We start from the raw sequence: 16,523 nt of genomic DNA, 5'->3' as shown, positions 1-16,523 counted from the left end.
TCAGTACTTCAGCAGGTCTGCGTCGTCGACGGATACAGAACGCCGAGATCGGAAGATGATCATGATGATTGCCAGGCCGACGACAACTTCGGCTGCAGCGACCACCATCGTGAAGAAGGCGAAAATCTGGCCGTCGAGATTGCCGTGCATACGCGCGAAAGTCACGAACGCCAGATTGGCGGCGTTGAGCATCAGCTCGATGCACATGAACACCACGATGGCGTTGCGTCGCAGGAGGACTCCCGCAGCCCCGATGGTGAACAACAGGACCGACAGATACAGGTAATTCTCGGGATTCATCGCGCAGACTCCTCACCGGTACTCGGATCCGGGGATCGCGGAGTGAGCGCACTGCTGACGGAGAGTGTCGAGAACGATCCGTCCGGCAACAAAGCCGGCATGTCCACCGCGTTGTGTCGTGCGTACACGCCGGGGCTCGGGAGTGGAGTGGCCGAGCCTTTTTCGGGATTGTTCTCATCGCTGCCCAGGTACGCGAACCGTTGCTGCGAGAGTTCGCGTTGGCTGAGTGTGGCTCCGATCTTCTCCCGATGCGCGAGCATCATGGCGCCGAGTGTCGCCGTGATCAGTAGTGCGCCCGTCAGTTCGAAGGCCCAGACGTAGCGGATGAAAATGAGATCGGCGAGTTCGTCGATGTTGCCCTGCTCGAGTCCGGTGAAGCCGGTGAAGCCCGAGATCGACGCATTACCGAGGCCACCGATGAGCAGCAGCCCGAATCCGACGCCGATCACGATCGCGCTGACTCGTTGTCCCCGTAGAGTTTCGATCAAGGAATCCGAAGAATCCACGCCCACGAGCATCAGGACGAACAAGAACAACATCATCACTGCGCCGGTGTAGACGACGATCTGGACGACGCCCAGGAACAGTGCGCCCTGCACGATGTAGAACACGGCCAGGATGATCATCGTCATTGCAAGGAAGAGTGCAGAATAGACGGCTTTGGGAGCGGCGACGACACCCAAAGCGCTGATCACCGCCAAGGTTCCGAGGATCCAGAACTGAACCGCTTCGCCGGTGGAGGTCGAAGTCATCGTTCCCTCCGCCAGGATCGTGGTCGTGACCGCCGCGATCATTTCTCGGTCTCCTGGCTCGGCTCCGGTTCGGGTGCTGCTTGCTCGGGTGCTGCTTGCTCGGCAGCTGCTGCGATGTCGCCGCGGTAGTAGTCGTCCTGAGTTGTGCCGGGACGCAGCGCGTGTGGTGGTGCTGTCATGTCGGGCTTCAATGGTGCGAGGAGGCGATCCTTCTCGTAGATCAACCCGGCTCGGTTGTCGTCGGTCATCTCGTACTCGTTGGTCATCGTGAGGGCCCGAGTGGGGCAAGCCTCGACGCAGAGGCCACAGCCGATGCACCGCAGGTAGTTGATCTGATACACCCGCCCGTAACGCTCACCTGGGGAGAACCGTTCTTCTTCGGTGTTGTCAGCACCTTCGACGTAGATTGCGTCGGCGGGGCAGGCCCACGCGCACAGTTCGCACCCGATGCACTTCTCGAGTCCGTCCGAATACCGGTTGAGTTGGTGGCGACCGTGATATCCGGGCGCGGTGGGGCGCTTCTCCTCCGGATAGAACTCTGTCTCGGGCTTCTTGAACATTGTCGAGAGCGTCACTCCGAAACCCGCGATAGGTCCGAGGAAATCAGGCATGGGAGTCCTCCGATGTGTCGGAAACATCTGTCCGCCGCGGCGGTGGCACCTTCTGACCCGGTAGTTTTCGGTCCGGCACCGTTTGATTAGACAGCGTTTGACCAGGTAGGGGTGGAACCGGGAAGCCGCCCGACATCGCATCGAAAGGCCGAGTCCCCGAATCGGGCACCAACGCCGCGGTTCGGCGACGGCCCCGGTAGGTTCCGGCCAACACCGTGAGCAGCGCAGCTCCGAGAACCAGTGCGACGCAGAGCAGTACGAGCCACGTGTTGTAACCCTCGTTGCGGAAGGCGCGAACAGTCGCGATCACCATCACCCACGCCAAGGCTGCGGGGATGAGAATCTTCCAGCCGAGATTCATGAACTGGTCGTAGCGCAACCTCGGAAGGGTGCTGCGCAACCAGATGAAGACGAAGAGGAAGCCCCACACCTTGGCGACAAACCACAGCACGGGCCACCAACCGGAATTGGCTCCGTCCCACAGGTTGAATGGGAATGGTGCATGCCACCCGCCCAGAAACAGCGTCGTGGCCAGAGCGGACACCGTCACCATGTTCACGTATTCGGCGAGCATGAACATCGCGAACTTGAGTGAGGAGTACTCGGTGTGGAACCCACCTACCAGTTCGCCCTCGGCCTCCGGAAGGTCGAAGGGCGCTCTGTTGGTTTCGCCGACCATCGCTGTCACGTAGATCAGGAAAGACGGCAGGAGGAGAAAGACGTACCAGGCACCTTGTTGGGCACTGACGATTCCGGACGTGGACATCGTTCCGGCGTAGAGGAAGACTGCGGCGAAGGACAGTCCCATCGCTACCTCGTAGGAGATGACCTGCGCGGTCGATCGAAGTGCGCCCAGTAGTGGATATGTCGATCCCGAGGACCAGCCGGCAAGCACGATGCCGTACACACCGATCGAGGTCACGGCGAGGATGTAGAGAACTCCGACCGGCAGATCGGTCAGTTGCAGGGGTGAGAGGGTTCCGAAGATCGACACCTGCGGACCGAACGGAATGACGGCAAAAGCCATGAACGCGGGCACGACTGCGATGACGGGCGCGAGGAGGTAAATCGGTTTGTCGGCTCCGGTAGGAGTGATGCCTTCCTTGAGGGCGAGTTTGATTCCGTCGGCGAGACTCTGGAGCATTCCACGGGGGCCGACGCGGTTCGGTCCGACACGCATCTGCATACGCGCCATGACTTTTCGTTCTGCGTAGATCGCCACCAGCGGAGTGAGTACGAGGAACACGAAGATGGCGAGAGCTTTGCCGATCACCAACCACCACGGGTCGTGCCCGAACGCCGACAGGTCGACTGGAGCGGCGACGGTATCGGCGTTCGCGAAGTACTCGTAGCCAGTCATTGCGCCGTCACCTTCGCGATCCTCACCACGGACCCCACGGAGGCGCAGAGCGTTTCGTAGACGGTGCTACCCGGTGAATTGAGCGGCAACCAGACTGTTCGAGGCGGTAGCTCGGTGATCTCCAACGGCAATGTGACGACGCCGGATTCAGTCGATACGGCAACCTGATCGCCGCTCACGGCGTCGATCTCGGCCGCGGTTTCGGCCGACAAACGCACGAGCGGGGACCGTGCAGTACCGGCCAGGTTGGGCTCGCCGTCCTGCAAACGGCCGTTGTCGAGCAGCATCCGCCAACTCGACAACACCGCCTCGCCTGGCGCCGGTGTGGGCACGGTGCCTGCGGGTACCTGAGGTGAAGTGGGGCGCAATCCGGACCATGGTCCGAGGCGGCGTATCTCTGCGCGCGCGGAAGCTGCGTCGGGCAAGCCCAGGTCGATACCCATCTCGGCTGCGATCGCGTGAAGGACGCGCTGATCTGGCATTACTCCTGTCGTTCTCAACGCGGTGTCGAACACGCGCTCGCGGCCTTCCCAGTCGAGGAAGATACCGGGCTTCTCGGCGACCGGCGCCACGGGGAAGACGACGTCGGCGAGTTCGGTGATTTCGCTGTGACGGATCTCCAAACTCACCACGAACCCTGCGGCTTCGATCGCGGCTCGTGCCTTTGCCGGGTTCGGGAGATCACCCAACTCCACGCCGCCGACAAGTAGCGCCGCAGTCGACCGCCCTGAACCCAGGAGGCTGGAGACATCGCGACCGTCGGAGGCCGGGACGGAGGCGCCCCACATCGATTCCACCTCTTGACGTGCCGCCGGGTCGGCAACGGGGCGTCCACCGGGAAGCAATCCCGGCAACGCGCCGGCCTCGACGGCGCCGCGATCACCAGCGCGGCGTGGAACCCAAGCCAAACAAGCTCCCGTCGCTTCGGCGAGGCGTACCGCCGCCGAGAAGCCGCCCGCCACCTCACTGAGTCGTTCGCCCAGCAGGATCACTGCGCCGGGTTGTCGGAGGAGCTGACCCTCCACACTTCCAGGGCCTGCCAACGAATCCATCAGAGCTGCTTCACTTCCGGGTACGGTCCGAAGCAGACCGCCGCCCATCTTCTGCAGGCCTCGCGTAGCGAACGGCGCGCTGGCGAGCACTGTTGTCTTGCCGAAACGAGCGGCTTTGCGTAGCCGCAGGAAGATGATCGGTGACTCCTCCTCTGGCTCGAGAGCGACCAGCAACGCGGCCGGAGCTGATTCGAGATCTTGGTACGTCACCGACTCTTCGAGTGTGCGGCCCGCGACGTGAGCTGAGAGAAAGCTGGTCTCTTCGGCTGAGTGAGCGCGGATCCGGAAGTCGATATTGTTGGTAGCGAGAGCAACTCGCGCGAACTTGCTGTAGGCGTACGCGTCCTCCCGGGTCGAGCGTCCACCGACGAGTACGCCCGCGTCACCGTGGGCCTGTGCGAAGGTTCGCGCAACGAGGTCGAGTGCCATGGGCCACGACGCCGGAATCAATTCGCCATCAGCGTTGCGGATGAGGGGGGTGGTGATCCGATCGCCTTGGGTCGTGTACGTGAAAGCGAAACGTCCCTTGTCGCAATTCCACTCCTCGTTGACGTCGGGGTCGTCCCCGGCGAGACGACGAAGAACCTTGCCGCGACGGTGGTCCGTGCGCTGGGCACATCCGTCCGCGCAGTGCTCGCACACGCTGGGGCTGGACACCAGATCGAACGGTCGCGCCCGGAATCGGTATGCCGTGCTGGTGAGTGCACCGACCGGGCACACCTGGATGGTGTTGCCCGAGAAGTAGGACTCGAAGGGCTCGTTGGCGTAAATCCCGACCTGTTGAAGTGCACCGCGCTCGAGGAGATCGATGAACGGGTCGCCGGCGATCTGGCCCGAAAACCGCGTGCATCTGGCGCAGAGGACGCAACGCTCGCGGTCGAGGAGGATCTCGGACGAGAGTGGGATGGGTTTGGGGTAGGTCCGTTTCTCCTCACCGAACCGCGATTCCGTGCGACCGGTCGACATCGCCTGGTTCTGGAGCGGGCACTCGCCGCCCTTGTCGCACACGGGGCAGTCCAACGGGTGGTTGATGAGCAGGAGTTCCATCACCCCCCGCTGCGCCTTCTCGGCCACCGGCGACGTGAGTTGCGTGGTGACGACCATGCCGTCCGCAACCGGTGTCGTGCAGGACGCCACCGGCTTGCGTTGACCTTCGACCTCCACGATGCACTGGCGGCACGCCCCGACCGGATCCAGAAGCGGATGATCGCAGAACCGCGGAATCTGGGTGCCGATCATCTCTGCAGCGCGAATGATCAACGTGCCCTTGGGAACCTGAAGTTCTCGGCCGTCGATAGTGAGGGTGACCAGATCAATAGGCGGTGCCGTGTCGGCCTTGGTAGCGTCGGCTGCAGTCATGAGACGAACGCTCCTGTCGCGAGAACGGACCGGCGAGGATCGAACGGGCATCCGTTGCCGTCGAAATGCGCGACGTATTCCTCGCGGAAGTACTTCAGGGAGGACATGATCGGGCTGGTCGCTCCATCACCTAACGCGCAGAAGGACTTTCCGAGGATCGTGTCGGAGATGTCGAGAAGTTTGGTGAGATCGGCTTCGGTACCTGTTCCGCCTTCCAGTCGCCGCAGGATCTGCACCAGCCAGTACGTACCTTCTCGGCACGGCGTGCACTTACCGCAGGATTCGTGGGCGTAGAACTCGGTCCATCGCAACACCGCGCGCACGATGCAGGTTGTGTCGTCGAATATCTGCAGTGCCTTGGTGCCCAGCATCGATCCCGCGGCGCCGACGCCCTCGTAGTCGAGTGGGACATCGAGGTGTTCCTCGGTGAAGATCGGTGTCGAGGATCCGCCGGGAGTCCAGAACTTGAGGGTGTGGCCGACCCGAACGCCGCCCGCGTAGTCGAGAAGCTCTCGCAAGGTGATGCCGAGCGGCGCCTCGTACTGGCCGGGAGTGGTGACATGACCCGAGAGCGAGTACAGCGTGAATCCCGGTGACTTCTCACTTCCCATCGACCGGAACCACTCCGGGCCGCCGAGGACGATCGACGGAACACTTGCGATGGACTCGACGTTGTTGACGACGGTCGGGCAGGCGTAGAGGCCGGCGACAGCGGGGAACGGCGGCCGCAAGCGAGGCTGACCGCGCCGCCCCTCCAGGGAATCGAGAAGGGCTGTCTCCTCCCCACAGATATACGCGCCGGCTCCGGCGTGAACGACGAGATCCAGATCGAATCCCGAACCGAGGATGTTTCGGCCCAGATATCCGGCCGCGTAGGCCTCGGCCACAGCAGTCTGTAGGCGTCGCAGGACAGGGACTACCTCGCCCCTGACGTAGATGAACGCCTTGGCTGCTCGAATTGCGTACGCCGCGATGATCACTCCCTCCACCAACGTGTGGGGAGTCGCCATCATCAACGGCATGTCCTTGCATGTGCCAGGCTCGGACTCGTCGGCATTGACGACGAGGTAATGAGGTTTGCCGTCTCCGGGCGTGTCTTCAGAGACCTGCGGGATGAAGCTCCACTTGAGGCCCGTCGGGAAGCCGGCGCCACCGCGCCCGCGAAGGCCCGCGTCCTTGACCGTCTCGATCACGGCATCGGGGGAGCCGTCGAGAGCTTTGCGTAGGGCCTGGTAGCCGTCGTGACGAAGGTAGCTGTCGAGGGTCCACGAGTTCGGTTGATCCCAGTGACGACTCAGAACGGGGGCGAGTGTCATGTCACTTCCCTTCGCCGGGAGCGTCGACCACGGAAGCCGGGCCTGATCGGTTGTCGTCGAGAGATCGGCTGACACGCAATCCGGCAAGAGTTGCCCCGCCGACGGTCTGCGCTTCGGCCGCTTCGATTCGCGTATCCGGGAAACCGGCCAGGGTGCGCGCGGTCTGTCGGAACGAACACAGCGTCGCACCGCGACTGGGCGTCACGCGCTCTCCGGCGCGTAACGCGTCGACAAGTGAGCGCGCCGATTCCGGAGTCTGATTGTCGAAGAACTCCCAGTTGATCATCACGACGGGCGCGTAGTCGCACGCCGCATTGCACTCGATGTGTTCGAGGGTGATCTTGCCGTCGGACGTCGAGATGGTGTGTCCGCCTTCGTCCCTGGAGCCTGCCGAGCCCAGGTGCTCTTCGAGTGCCGCGAGGATGTCGTCACCGCCCATGATCGCGCACAGCGTGTTGGTGCAGACTCCGACCAGATACTCTCCCGTCGGACCACGGCGATACATGGAGTAGAAAGTGGAAACGGCGGCGACCTCAGCGCCCGTCAAACCTAGCTTGGCACTGCAGAAATCGATCCCGGCCGGCGTGATGTACCCGTCCTCCGATTGCACGAGATGAAGAAGCGGCAGGAGGGCCGATCGACTGGTTATCGCAGCGGCGTCAGGCTCGCGATAACGAGCGATGACGGTGTCGGCATCGGCGTCGAGTCGGGCGAGTACGTCGGGGGGATAGCTCGACCGTGCGCCTGGGCGTACCAATTGAGTGGGTTCCTCCGGTCGCGGTCCGAGTTCGACGAACACCCGTGTCGAACCGTTCGGGCCGGTCATCGGTCCACTCCACCCATGACGGGATCGATACTGGCGACCGAAGCGATCACGTCGGACACCATGCCTCCCTCACACATCGCCGCTACCGCTTGAAGGTTTGTGAACGACGGATCCCGGAAATGCACGCGGTACGGCCGGGTTCCCCCGTCGCTGACCATGTGCACCCCCATTTCGCCACGCGGAGATTCCACGGCGACGTACACCTGACCGGGCGGCACGCGGATGCCTTCGGTGACCAGTTTGAAATGGTGAATCAGACCCTCCATGGACGACTCCATGATCTTGGCGATGTGCTTCTGCGAGTTGCCGAGGCCATCAGGTCCGACGGCGAGATCGGCAGGCCAGGCGATCTTCTTGTCGTCCACCATGACCGGCCCCGGTTGCAGCTTGTCGAGACACTGCTCGACGATCTTGAGGGACTCCTTCATCTCCTCGACGCGGATGACGTACCTTCCGTAGCAATCGGATCCGTCGTGCGTGACGACATCGAACTCGTAATTCTCGTAGCCGCAGTAGGGCTGCGCTCGACGCTGATCGTGGGGGAGACCTGTGGCGCGCAGGACCGGTCCCGTCACTCCGAGTGCCATGCAACCGGTGAGATCGAGATATCCGATTCCCTGGGTGCGGGCCTTCCAGATGGAGTTGTCGCTGAGCATCAGTTCGACGTCGCGCAACCGCTTCGGAAGGACTTTCAACAGTTGTCGTACCTTCGCCACCGAGCCGTCGGGTAGATCCTGCGCGAGACCGCCGGGCCTGATGTACGCGTGATTCATCCGCAGTCCGGTGATCGTCTCGAACACGTCCAGAATCAGTTCGCGTTCGCGGAATCCGAACAGCATCGCCGTCACGGCGCCCAGTTCCATTCCGCCGGTCGCCAGGGCGACAAGATGTGAAGAGATCCGATTAAGTTCCATCATCATCACGCGAATGACGGTGGCTCGCTCGGGTATGTCGTCGGTGATGTCGAGAAGTTTCTCGACTCCGAGGCAGTAGGCGGTTTCGTTGAAGAACGGTGACAGGTAGTCCATCCGAGTAACGAAAGTGACGCCCTGCGTCCAGTTCCGGTATTCGAGATTCTTTTCGATTCCGGTGTGCAGGTAGCCGATTCCACACCGTGCTTCCACGACGGTCTCACCCTCGATTTCGAGAATGAGGCGCAAGACGCCGTGCGTGGACGGATGCTGCGGGCCCATGTTGACCACGATCCGTTCGGCCTCGCCGGTTCGCTGCCGGGCGGCCGCGGTGACGATGTCGTCCCAGTCCTGACCGGACGCCGTTACGATGGTTTCCGTCGTAGCGCCGGCGCTGCTTCCTGTCGTGTTGTTCATCAGTTGTACGACCTACGCTCGTCGGGTGGCGGAGTCTGGGCGCCCTTGTACTCGACCGGAATACCGCCGAGCGGATAGTCCTTCCGCTGCGGATGGCCCTTCCAGTCGTCGGGCATCTCGATGCGGGTCAGTGCCGGGTGACCGTCGAAGACGATTCCGAAGAAGTCGTAGGTCTCACGTTCGTGCCAGTCGTTGGTCGGGTAGATCCCGACGATCGACGGAATGTGCGGATCGGAATCCGGCACAGACACTTCCAGCCTGATCCGGCGATTGTGCGTAATGGAGGCGAGTGGATACACGGCGTGGAGTTCGCGACCGGTGTCCTGCGGGTAGTGCACTCCGTCGACACCCAGGCAGAGTTCGAAGCGAAGATCCGGTTCGTCGCGCAGTCTGCGCGCGACCTGCGGGAGGTGAGACCGTTCGACGTGCAGCGTCATCTCGTCTCGAAAAACTGTTACTCGCTCGATTGCGTCAGTGAAAGTGTCACCCGCGCTGCGCAATGTGGCGTCCAAGCAGTCTGCAACCTCGTCGAAGTATCCACCGAACGGTCGAGAAGCCTTGTCTTCTAAAGAGATCGGAGGGGCAAGACGGCTGTAGCCCGAGGTGTCGCCACTGCCGCGGACCCCGAACATCCCCCTCGCGCCGGTGTTGCCCGAGGTCATCGCAGCAACCCCTTCATGTCGATGGTGGGGGTGGATGCCAGTGCGGCGCGCTCGGCTGCCGCGCGAGCCTCTTCGCGGTTGACGCCGAGGGGCATCTCCTGAATCTTCCGGTGCAGCTCGATGATCGCGTTGAGGAGCATCTCCGGCCGCGGCGGACAGCCGGGCAAGTAGATGTCGACCGGAACGATGTGGTCGACGCCCTGTACCACTGCGTAGTTGTTGAACATTCCGCCGGAAGACGCGCACACACCCATGGCGAGAACCCATTTCGGCTCGGCCATCTGGTCGTAGACCTGACGAAGTACCGGGCCCATCTTTTGACTGACCCTCCCGGCCACGATCAGAAGGTCTGCCTGGCGCGGCGACGCACGGAAAGCCTCCATGCCGAACCGTGCCAGGTCGAAGCGGCCGGACGTGGTTGCCATCATCTCGATGGCGCAGCACGCGAGCCCGAAGGTGGCAGGCCACAGTGATCCTTTGCGGACGTACCCGGCAAGGCCTTCGACCGTTGTCAGTAGAAATCCGCTGGGGAGCTTTTCTTCGAGACCCATATCCGACTCTTTTCAGTCGTAACAGCTTCGGTATGACCGGTTTTGTCTGACTTCTTTGTGTTGATCGTGTCTTCGTCCAGCTAGTCCCAACCGAGACCGCCTCGTCGCCATTCGTATGCGTATGCCACCGAGACGTTGACTATGAAAAGGCCCATGGCCGCGAGACCGAACAAGCCGAGCGAATCGAAATGCACGGCCCACGGATAGAGGAAGACGATCTCGATGTCGAAGATGATGAACAGCATCGCCGTCAGATAGAACTTGACGGGAAACCGGCCGCCACCAGAGGCACGGGGTGCCGGTTCGATTCCGCATTCGTAGGCTTCGAGCTTTGCCCTGTTGTACCGCTTCGGGCCGACCACGGACGCGAGAACAACCGACACCACGGCGAAGGCCATCGCGATGACCCCGAGAACGAGAATGGGGATGTAAGCGTTCATGTCACCCGAACTCCTCTCTGCTGTGCGGATGTCCGCCTAGCCCGAAGGTGCCGTTAACCCGAAGGTGCCGTTCGATTTCGATACTGCCAGCAATTCGATACTTATGTGACCTGCGACACCCACACTAGGGGAGGCCTCCGACATTGGGTTGATTTTCGGGGTGCCGAGTTTCGCTCTCGAAAGTCCGAAGTAGTCGGCGCCGCAACGAATCACCGCTGCAACGGGTGCTCACCGGCTCAGTTGCCGACGGAGAAGCGCGATGACGGTGGAAGCGAGTTCGATCGGATCTATCGGCTGCGGCACTGAGGCTTCCGCTCTCGACCACGACGCCAGCCATGCATCGTCGGGTCGACCGGTCAGTACGAGGATCGGTGGACAGTCGGCGATCTCGTCCTTGAGTTGTTTCGCCACGCCCATGCCGCCGGCCGGACTGGCCTCGCCGTCGAGGATGGCGAGATCGATTCCGCCGGCATCGAGCTTGTCGACGACGATCGGCGCCGTCGCGACCTCGACGTAATCGATGGTGGGCATGGAGGGATGTGGACGCTCACCGAGAGCGAGCCGGACTTGCTCGCGCGTGTGCGCGTCGTCGCTGTAGACGAGGATGCGCACGGGTGCCATGGAGTTGGGCTCTGCGGTCTCGGCGGACACGCGGCCGACGTTACTCCGGGCAGTCCCCGGCTACCGGCGAATCTTCAACATCGGCAAGAACTTCCGCGAAATCGCAGCTCGGCTTCACAGCAAACGGCCCCTACCCGGCGATGAACGCCGAAGTAAGGGCCACCTGAATTGCGTGTGCGCTCAAAAGTTTTCGACGAACTTCGTCAGGCCCTTGCTTGCCGTTTCCAGGGCCGTCTTCTGTGCCTTCTTCACCAGGAAACCCGGCAGCGGGATCTTGGGATCGATGGTCAATTCGAAGGTGACTTTGGTTCCACCGTCGGTGGGCGTCAAGATGTACGAGCCGTCCTGCTGGTTCTGCTGGCCGCTCTCGACGAGGGTCCAGGTCACCTTCTCGTCGCCCTCGAAGGTGTAATCGACTACCTGCTCGTCGTTGATTCCGAGAATGGACACGGCCATGCGAACGCGATGGGGGCGACCGTCGTCGTGGGTGCTCTCGATGGTGATCTTCTTGTGCGCAGACGACCACTCCGGCAGTCGATCGACCGCGGCGACGGCCTGCATCACCGTTGCCGGATCAGCCTTGATCTCGAATTCCTTGACGCCCGAAACGGCCATGAACGTGCTCCTTCTCGCCTTGCGGCAACGGTTCGTGATTACTGCAGTTGCGCAATTAGATCATTCGGCGATCGGGGTGGCGTCGAACTAGTCCATGCCGTTCTTGCGCATCTGGTCCCGTAGTGCGCCCTGTACGGCCTGTGAAACCCACGAATTGAGGGAGACTCCGTTCTGATTGGCTGCCTCCTCGGCGCGGGCCTTGATCTGCTCCATCATCCTCAAAGTCACTCGGCTGATATCCCCGCTGACGTCGTCGAACGAGTAGGTGGAGTCCTTCTTCTCGTCGTCTGCCTTCTCGTTGTCCGCGGCCTCGCCGCCAGTCGAACCGGGCCGGCGAACGACATCGACCAGCAACTCGCTGCCGTCGAGATTGACCTTGACCTCTCGATCGCCGAGCTTCGCCCCGATCTCCTTGGCCAGCTCAGTTCCCGCGGCCAGCAAGACCAGGCGGACCGAGGGTTCGATGGCGGCGGACAGCGACGTCGCAATCCGGCGCGTGTGATCGTCGCCGAGTTCGGCTGCGGTGACGAGGTCGTTCTGCAGCTTTGCGGTGTACTCCGAAATGTCCATGACACCAGAGTGGCGTCAAAAGTGACGTCAGTCAAGGATGCTTGTGACGTCACTCGATCCGGAGGGCGGTCGACCGCTATAGAGTTGCCCCGCACCTGAGGCGAACAGCGTCCGGGTTTCGTGCTGGTTGTCTCGTGCTTGTCGAGGAGTGGGTTGTGCCGAACACGGTGTCGCTGAAAGTACAGTTGGTGGCGAAGTCCGAGTTCTTCCCGCCCGAGGATATTCCGTGGGAGACGGACGCCGACGGCGGCGAAGCGCTTGTCGAGTTCTCCGGTCGAGCCTGCTATCAGAGTTGGTCCAAGCCGAACCCGCGCACGGCAACCAACGCCGGCTACCTGAGGCATCTGCTCGAGGTCGGACACGTTTCGGTGCTCGAGCATGCAACCGTGAGCTTCTACATCACCGGTATCTCGCGCTCGTGCACTCATGAATTGATTCGTCACCGGCACTTCTCGTACTCGCAACTCTCGCAGCGATTCGTCCGCGAGAACGATGCGAACGTCGTCGTACCTCCGGCTGTCGAAGGCGATCCCGAACTCGAAGCACTGTTTCTGTCGGCCACCGACGAAAGCCGTCGCGCTTACGGTGAACTGCTCACCGCCCTCGAAGGGAAACTGCAATCAGTGCCCGGCGCCCCGATGCGAGGGAAGCAAGCCAGGCAAGCTGCGCGCTCGGTGCTGCCCAACGCCACCGAGACTCGCTTGGTCGTGACCGGGAACTATCGGGCCTGGCGGCACTTCGTCGAGATGCGTGCCACCGAACATGCGGATGTGGAGATCCGGCGAGTCGCGGTCGAGTGCCTGCGTCAGCTTCGCGACGTCGCGCCAAATGTGTTCGGGGACTACGAGATTCTCCGCGGAAGCGACGGATCGGAAATCGCCGTCAGTGCATTTGCGGCCGAGTCGTGACTCGTGTGCAGAAGTAAGAGCTGAACCGGGTAACCTTCTGACCATGACCTACGGTGATTCCGCTTCTCTTGTCGAGCGTCCGTTCGGCACCATTTCCGTTGCGATGGTGACCCCGTTCACTGCCGACGGGAAGTTGGACGTCGACGCGGGAGTGCGCCTCGCAGCCCATCTCGTCGACAACGGCTGCGACGGCCTTGTCCTTGCCGGTACCACCGGTGAATCTCCCACCACCACCGAGTCCGAGAAGCTCGACCTGCTCCGCGCGGTGATCGACGCCGTCGGCAACCGCGCGAAGATCGTCGCAGGCGCCGGCAGCAACGACACCGCCCACAGTGTCGAACTCGCCCGTGACGCGGCTCGCGCCGGAGCGCACGGTCTGCTCGTCGTCACCCCGTACTACTCGCGTCCGCCCCAGGCCGGACTTTTTGCACACTTCACCGCCGTCGCCAACGCGACCGACCTGCCCGTCATGTTGTACGACATTCCGCCCCGCTCCGTCGTCCCCATCGAGACCGAGACGATCCGCCGGCTCGCCGAGCACCCGCGGATCAAGGCTGTCAAGGACGCCAAGGGCGACCTCAACGCCGGCGCAGAGTTGATCGGCACCACCGAACTTCAGTTCTTCTCCGGTGACGACCCGCTGAACCTGCCGTGGCTCGCTGTCGGTGCTACCGGCTTCGTCAGCGTCATCGGCCATCTTGTTCCGGGTCGCCTCCGCGACCTTCACACCGCGTTCGTGTCCGGCGACATCGCCCGCGCCCGCGAGATAAACCTCAGTTTGATCCCTGTGATTCGTTCCGTTGCCCGCCTCGGCGGTGTCAGCGCTTCGAAGGCGGGTCTGCGACTCATCGGAATCGATGTCGGAGAACCACGCCTTCCGCAGGTTGCACCCACTAAAGAGCAGATCGACGGTCTTGCCGCCGATCTGCATGCGGCAGGAGTTTTGTAAATGACCCGTCCCCCCCGACGTCGTAGTGCCAGTCGTCAAGCCGGTCCGCCTTCGCCTCCGGCTCCCGAAACGGCCGCGAAGGCCGCACCGGTAGAGGCACCAGCTGCGCCGGCGGCAGAAGCGGCCCCCGCCGCAGCCGCCCCGCCCAAGAAGGCCGCAGCAACCAAATCCGCAGCGACGAAGTCTGCAGCGACCAAGTCCGCTGCCACCAAATCTGCTGCACCCAAGAAGTCGACCGAAGACAGGTCGCCGCGCAAATCTTCCGGCGGCAACCGTCCGGCAGCGTCGAAGGCGGGCAACGGGCGCGGAAACAAGCGCCCCGAGAACCGTCCGGCCGTCGATCCCACGGGTCGACTCGGAACACCCCCGAAGGCGCCGGCATCAGGTCTGCGCATCGTCGCTCTCGGCGGCATCGGTGAAATCGGTCGCAACATGACGGTGTTCGAGCACCGCGGCAAGCTGCTGATCGTCGACTGCGGTGTGCTGTTTCCCGAGGACCAGCAGCCTGGCGTCGACCTGATCCTCCCGGACTTCCGCTACATCGAAGACCGCATGGACGACGTCGAAGCCGTCATCTTGACTCACGGACACGAGGACCACATCGGTGCTCTGCCGTTCTTGCTGCGCCTGCGCGCGGACATTCCGGTCATCGGCGCGAAGTTCACTCTCGCCCTCGTTGCCGCCAAGTGCCGTGAGCATCGCCTGCGACCGAACCTCGTCGAGGTCGTCGAAGGAAACACCACCACCCACGGCCCGTTCGACTGCGAGTACTTCGCCGTCAACCACTCGATTCCCGACGCGCTCGCGATCGCGATTCGCACCGACGCCGGCGTCGTACTGCACACCGGTGACATCAAGCTCGATCAGCTGCCTCTCGACGGCCGCCTGACCGACCTCGCCGGTTTCTCCCGCCTGGGCGACGAGGGTGTCGACTTGTTCCTCGTGGACTCGACCAACGCCGAGGTCCCGGGATTCGTCACGCCCGAGCGTGAAATCGGGGGAGTGCTCGACAACGTCATCGGCAAGGCGAAGCAGCGCGTCATCGTGGCTTCGTTCGCCAGCCACGTGCACCGCATCCAGCAAGTCGTCGACGTTGCCGCACGGTACAACCGCCGCATCGTCTTCGTCGGCCGCTCGATGGTCCGCAACATGCAGATCGCACAGGATCTCGGCTACCTCACGGTGCCCGACGGCCTGGTCGTCGACATCGACACCGCCGCGACACTTCCCGACGATCGTCTGGTTCTGATCTCCACGGGTTCGCAGGGCGAGCCGTTGGCAGCGCTCTCGCGGATGGCACGAGGCGAACACCGCCAGATCAACATTCGCGCCAACGACCTGGTCGTTCTCGCGTCCTCGCTGATCCCGGGCAACGAGAACTCCGTTTTCGCCGTGGTCAACGGTTTGGCCAAGCGCGGTGCCACCGTCGTGACACAGCAGAGCGCCAAGGTTCACGTCTCGGGCCACGCGTCCGCCGGTGAGTTGCTCTACCTCTACAACGCGGTTCGGCCCACCAATGCCATGCCTGTTCACGGTGAATGGCGCCACCTGCGTGCCAACGCCGCACTTGCCAAGGCCACCGGCGTTCCGGAAGAGCGCATCGTATTGGCCGAGGACGGCGTCGTGGTCGACATGGTCGACGGACTCGCCGAGATCGTCGGACGGGTACCGGTCGGACACGTCTACGTCGACGGTCTGTCCGTCGGTGACGTCGGTGAGCCGACGCTTTCCGATCGCCTGGTGCTCGGTGAGGGCGGCTTCATCGCCATCACCATCGTCATCAACGAGTCAACGGGCCGCGCGGTCAGCACTCCCGAGGTGTCCGGTCGCGGTTTCTCCGACGATCCGACAGCCCTCAAGGCCGCCGCGGATCTCGTGGAATCGGATCTGGCACGGTTGGCGAGCGAAGGCGTCATCGACGCTCATCGCATCGCGCAGTCCGTGCGCCGCGTCGTCGGACGCTGGGTCGCGGACAAGTACCGCCGCCGTCCGATGATCATTCCGACGGTCATCGCGGTTCCGTAGATCGGCACAGCAGGTCGCTTGCGCTCGAACCCGGTCCGGTTCGAGTACTTTGGCGAAGGTGACCTTCGCTCATGACGAACGACTCGCCCTGGTGGACAGCATGGTCGAATTCGGCCCCGATGCTCCGACGCTGTGTGGGGAGTGGACCAATCGTGACCTGGCAGCACATCTGATCGTCCGGGAGCGGCGTCTCGACGCCGCTCCCGGAATCATGTTCAGCCCTCTGGCCGGTCACACCGAGAGCGTGCGAAAGGCCGCAGCGGCGCGTCCGTGGGAGG

The 16,523-nt window shown here is 62.8% G+C and carries 18 protein-coding genes; 4 read left to right on the top strand and 14 right to left on the bottom strand.

Translation table 11 applies throughout. The features are described from left to right. From nuoK to ACFQ6H_RS22620, 14 genes are all read right to left on the bottom strand, one after another. Complete coding sequence (gene nuoK / locus ACFQ6H_RS22685) at positions 1–300, bottom strand: NADH-quinone oxidoreductase subunit NuoK (protein WP_003942238.1); 300 nt, start codon at positions 298–300, stop codon at positions 1–3. Continuing rightward, a complete protein-coding gene (locus ACFQ6H_RS22680) occupies positions 297–1,094 on the bottom strand; it encodes an NADH-quinone oxidoreductase subunit J (protein ID WP_378648737.1) in 798 nt (265 codons plus the stop codon). The genes nuoK and ACFQ6H_RS22680 overlap by 4 nt, the downstream gene beginning before the upstream one ends. Continuing rightward, on the bottom strand, positions 1,091–1,663 hold the full coding sequence (gene nuoI / locus ACFQ6H_RS22675) for an NADH-quinone oxidoreductase subunit NuoI (RefSeq protein WP_378648735.1): 573 nt from the start codon (positions 1,661–1,663) through the stop codon (positions 1,091–1,093). The genes ACFQ6H_RS22680 and nuoI overlap by 4 nt, the downstream gene beginning before the upstream one ends. Beyond that, the gene (gene nuoH, locus ACFQ6H_RS22670) at positions 1,656–3,023 is read right to left on the bottom strand and encodes an NADH-quinone oxidoreductase subunit NuoH (protein WP_378648733.1); all 1,368 of its coding nucleotides are present in this window, start codon (positions 3,021–3,023) and stop codon (positions 1,656–1,658) included. Before nuoH ends, nuoI begins: the two co-directional genes overlap by 8 nt. Further along, entirely contained in the window at positions 3,020–5,434 is a 2,415-nt protein-coding gene (locus ACFQ6H_RS22665; RefSeq protein ID WP_378648731.1) for an NADH-quinone oxidoreductase subunit G, read from the bottom strand. Before ACFQ6H_RS22665 ends, nuoH begins: the two co-directional genes overlap by 4 nt. After that, complete coding sequence (nuoF, locus tag ACFQ6H_RS22660; RefSeq protein WP_378648729.1) at positions 5,431–6,750, bottom strand: NADH-quinone oxidoreductase subunit NuoF; 1,320 nt, start codon at positions 6,748–6,750, stop codon at positions 5,431–5,433. Before nuoF ends, ACFQ6H_RS22665 begins: the two co-directional genes overlap by 4 nt. Before the next feature lies 1 nt (position 6,751). After that, complete coding sequence (gene nuoE, locus ACFQ6H_RS22655; RefSeq protein ID WP_378648727.1) at positions 6,752–7,576, bottom strand: NADH-quinone oxidoreductase subunit NuoE; 825 nt, start codon at positions 7,574–7,576, stop codon at positions 6,752–6,754. Continuing rightward, positions 7,573–8,904, bottom strand: a complete 1,332-nt coding sequence (gene nuoD, locus ACFQ6H_RS22650; protein WP_378648726.1) for an NADH dehydrogenase (quinone) subunit D — start codon at positions 8,902–8,904, stop codon at positions 7,573–7,575. Before nuoD ends, nuoE begins: the two co-directional genes overlap by 4 nt. Further along, positions 8,904–9,566: an NADH-quinone oxidoreductase subunit C gene (locus ACFQ6H_RS22645; protein WP_378648725.1), complete on the bottom strand. Its 663-nt coding sequence runs from the start codon at positions 9,564–9,566 to the stop codon at positions 8,904–8,906. Before ACFQ6H_RS22645 ends, nuoD begins: the two co-directional genes overlap by 1 nt. Further along, a complete protein-coding gene (locus ACFQ6H_RS22640) occupies positions 9,563–10,117 on the bottom strand; it encodes an NADH-quinone oxidoreductase subunit B family protein (RefSeq protein ID WP_095970587.1) in 555 nt (184 codons plus the stop codon). The genes ACFQ6H_RS22645 and ACFQ6H_RS22640 overlap by 4 nt, the downstream gene beginning before the upstream one ends. 80 nt (positions 10,118–10,197) lie before the next feature. Beyond that, positions 10,198–10,557, bottom strand: a complete 360-nt coding sequence (locus tag ACFQ6H_RS22635) for an NADH-quinone oxidoreductase subunit A (protein ID WP_378449812.1) — start codon at positions 10,555–10,557, stop codon at positions 10,198–10,200. Between the two features lie 228 nt (positions 10,558–10,785). Next, positions 10,786–11,178, bottom strand: a complete 393-nt coding sequence (locus ACFQ6H_RS22630) for a hypothetical protein (protein ID WP_230817164.1) — start codon at positions 11,176–11,178, stop codon at positions 10,786–10,788. A 180-nt stretch (positions 11,179–11,358) separates the two neighbouring features. Next, positions 11,359–11,793: an SRPBCC family protein gene (locus ACFQ6H_RS22625; protein ID WP_378449811.1), complete on the bottom strand. Its 435-nt coding sequence runs from the start codon at positions 11,791–11,793 to the stop codon at positions 11,359–11,361. Positions 11,794–11,880: 87 nt separating this feature from the next. Beyond that, positions 11,881–12,363, bottom strand: a complete 483-nt coding sequence (locus tag ACFQ6H_RS22620) for a toxin-antitoxin system HicB family antitoxin (protein WP_378648723.1) — start codon at positions 12,361–12,363, stop codon at positions 11,881–11,883. Between the two features lie 155 nt (positions 12,364–12,518). Between ACFQ6H_RS22620 and thyX the strand changes: the two genes are divergently transcribed. The 4 genes from thyX to ACFQ6H_RS22600 all read left to right on the top strand — a co-directional run. Beyond that, on the top strand, positions 12,519–13,271 hold the full coding sequence (thyX, locus tag ACFQ6H_RS22615; protein ID WP_095970584.1) for an FAD-dependent thymidylate synthase: 753 nt from the start codon (positions 12,519–12,521) through the stop codon (positions 13,269–13,271). A gap of 43 nt (positions 13,272–13,314) precedes the next feature. Further along, the gene (dapA, locus tag ACFQ6H_RS22610) at positions 13,315–14,220 is read left to right on the top strand and encodes a 4-hydroxy-tetrahydrodipicolinate synthase (protein ID WP_003942142.1); all 906 of its coding nucleotides are present in this window, start codon (positions 13,315–13,317) and stop codon (positions 14,218–14,220) included. Further along, on the top strand, positions 14,221–16,245 hold the full coding sequence (locus ACFQ6H_RS22605) for a ribonuclease J (protein WP_378449809.1): 2,025 nt from the start codon (positions 14,221–14,223) through the stop codon (positions 16,243–16,245). It abuts the gene before it with no gap. 58 nt (positions 16,246–16,303) lie between these two features. Continuing rightward, positions 16,304–16,523: maleylpyruvate isomerase N-terminal domain-containing protein (locus tag ACFQ6H_RS22600; protein ID WP_378648721.1), on the top strand; the 220-nt coding region annotated here is incomplete at its 3' end.

The sequence above is a fragment of the Rhodococcus sp. NPDC056506 genome, assembly GCF_042794945.1.
In the GTDB taxonomy this organism is placed as follows: Bacteria; Actinomycetota; Actinomycetes; order Mycobacteriales; family Mycobacteriaceae; genus Rhodococcus_F.
The sequence above is the reverse complement of the archived record's forward strand: the minus strand, read 5'-3'. Positions and strand labels throughout refer to the sequence as shown.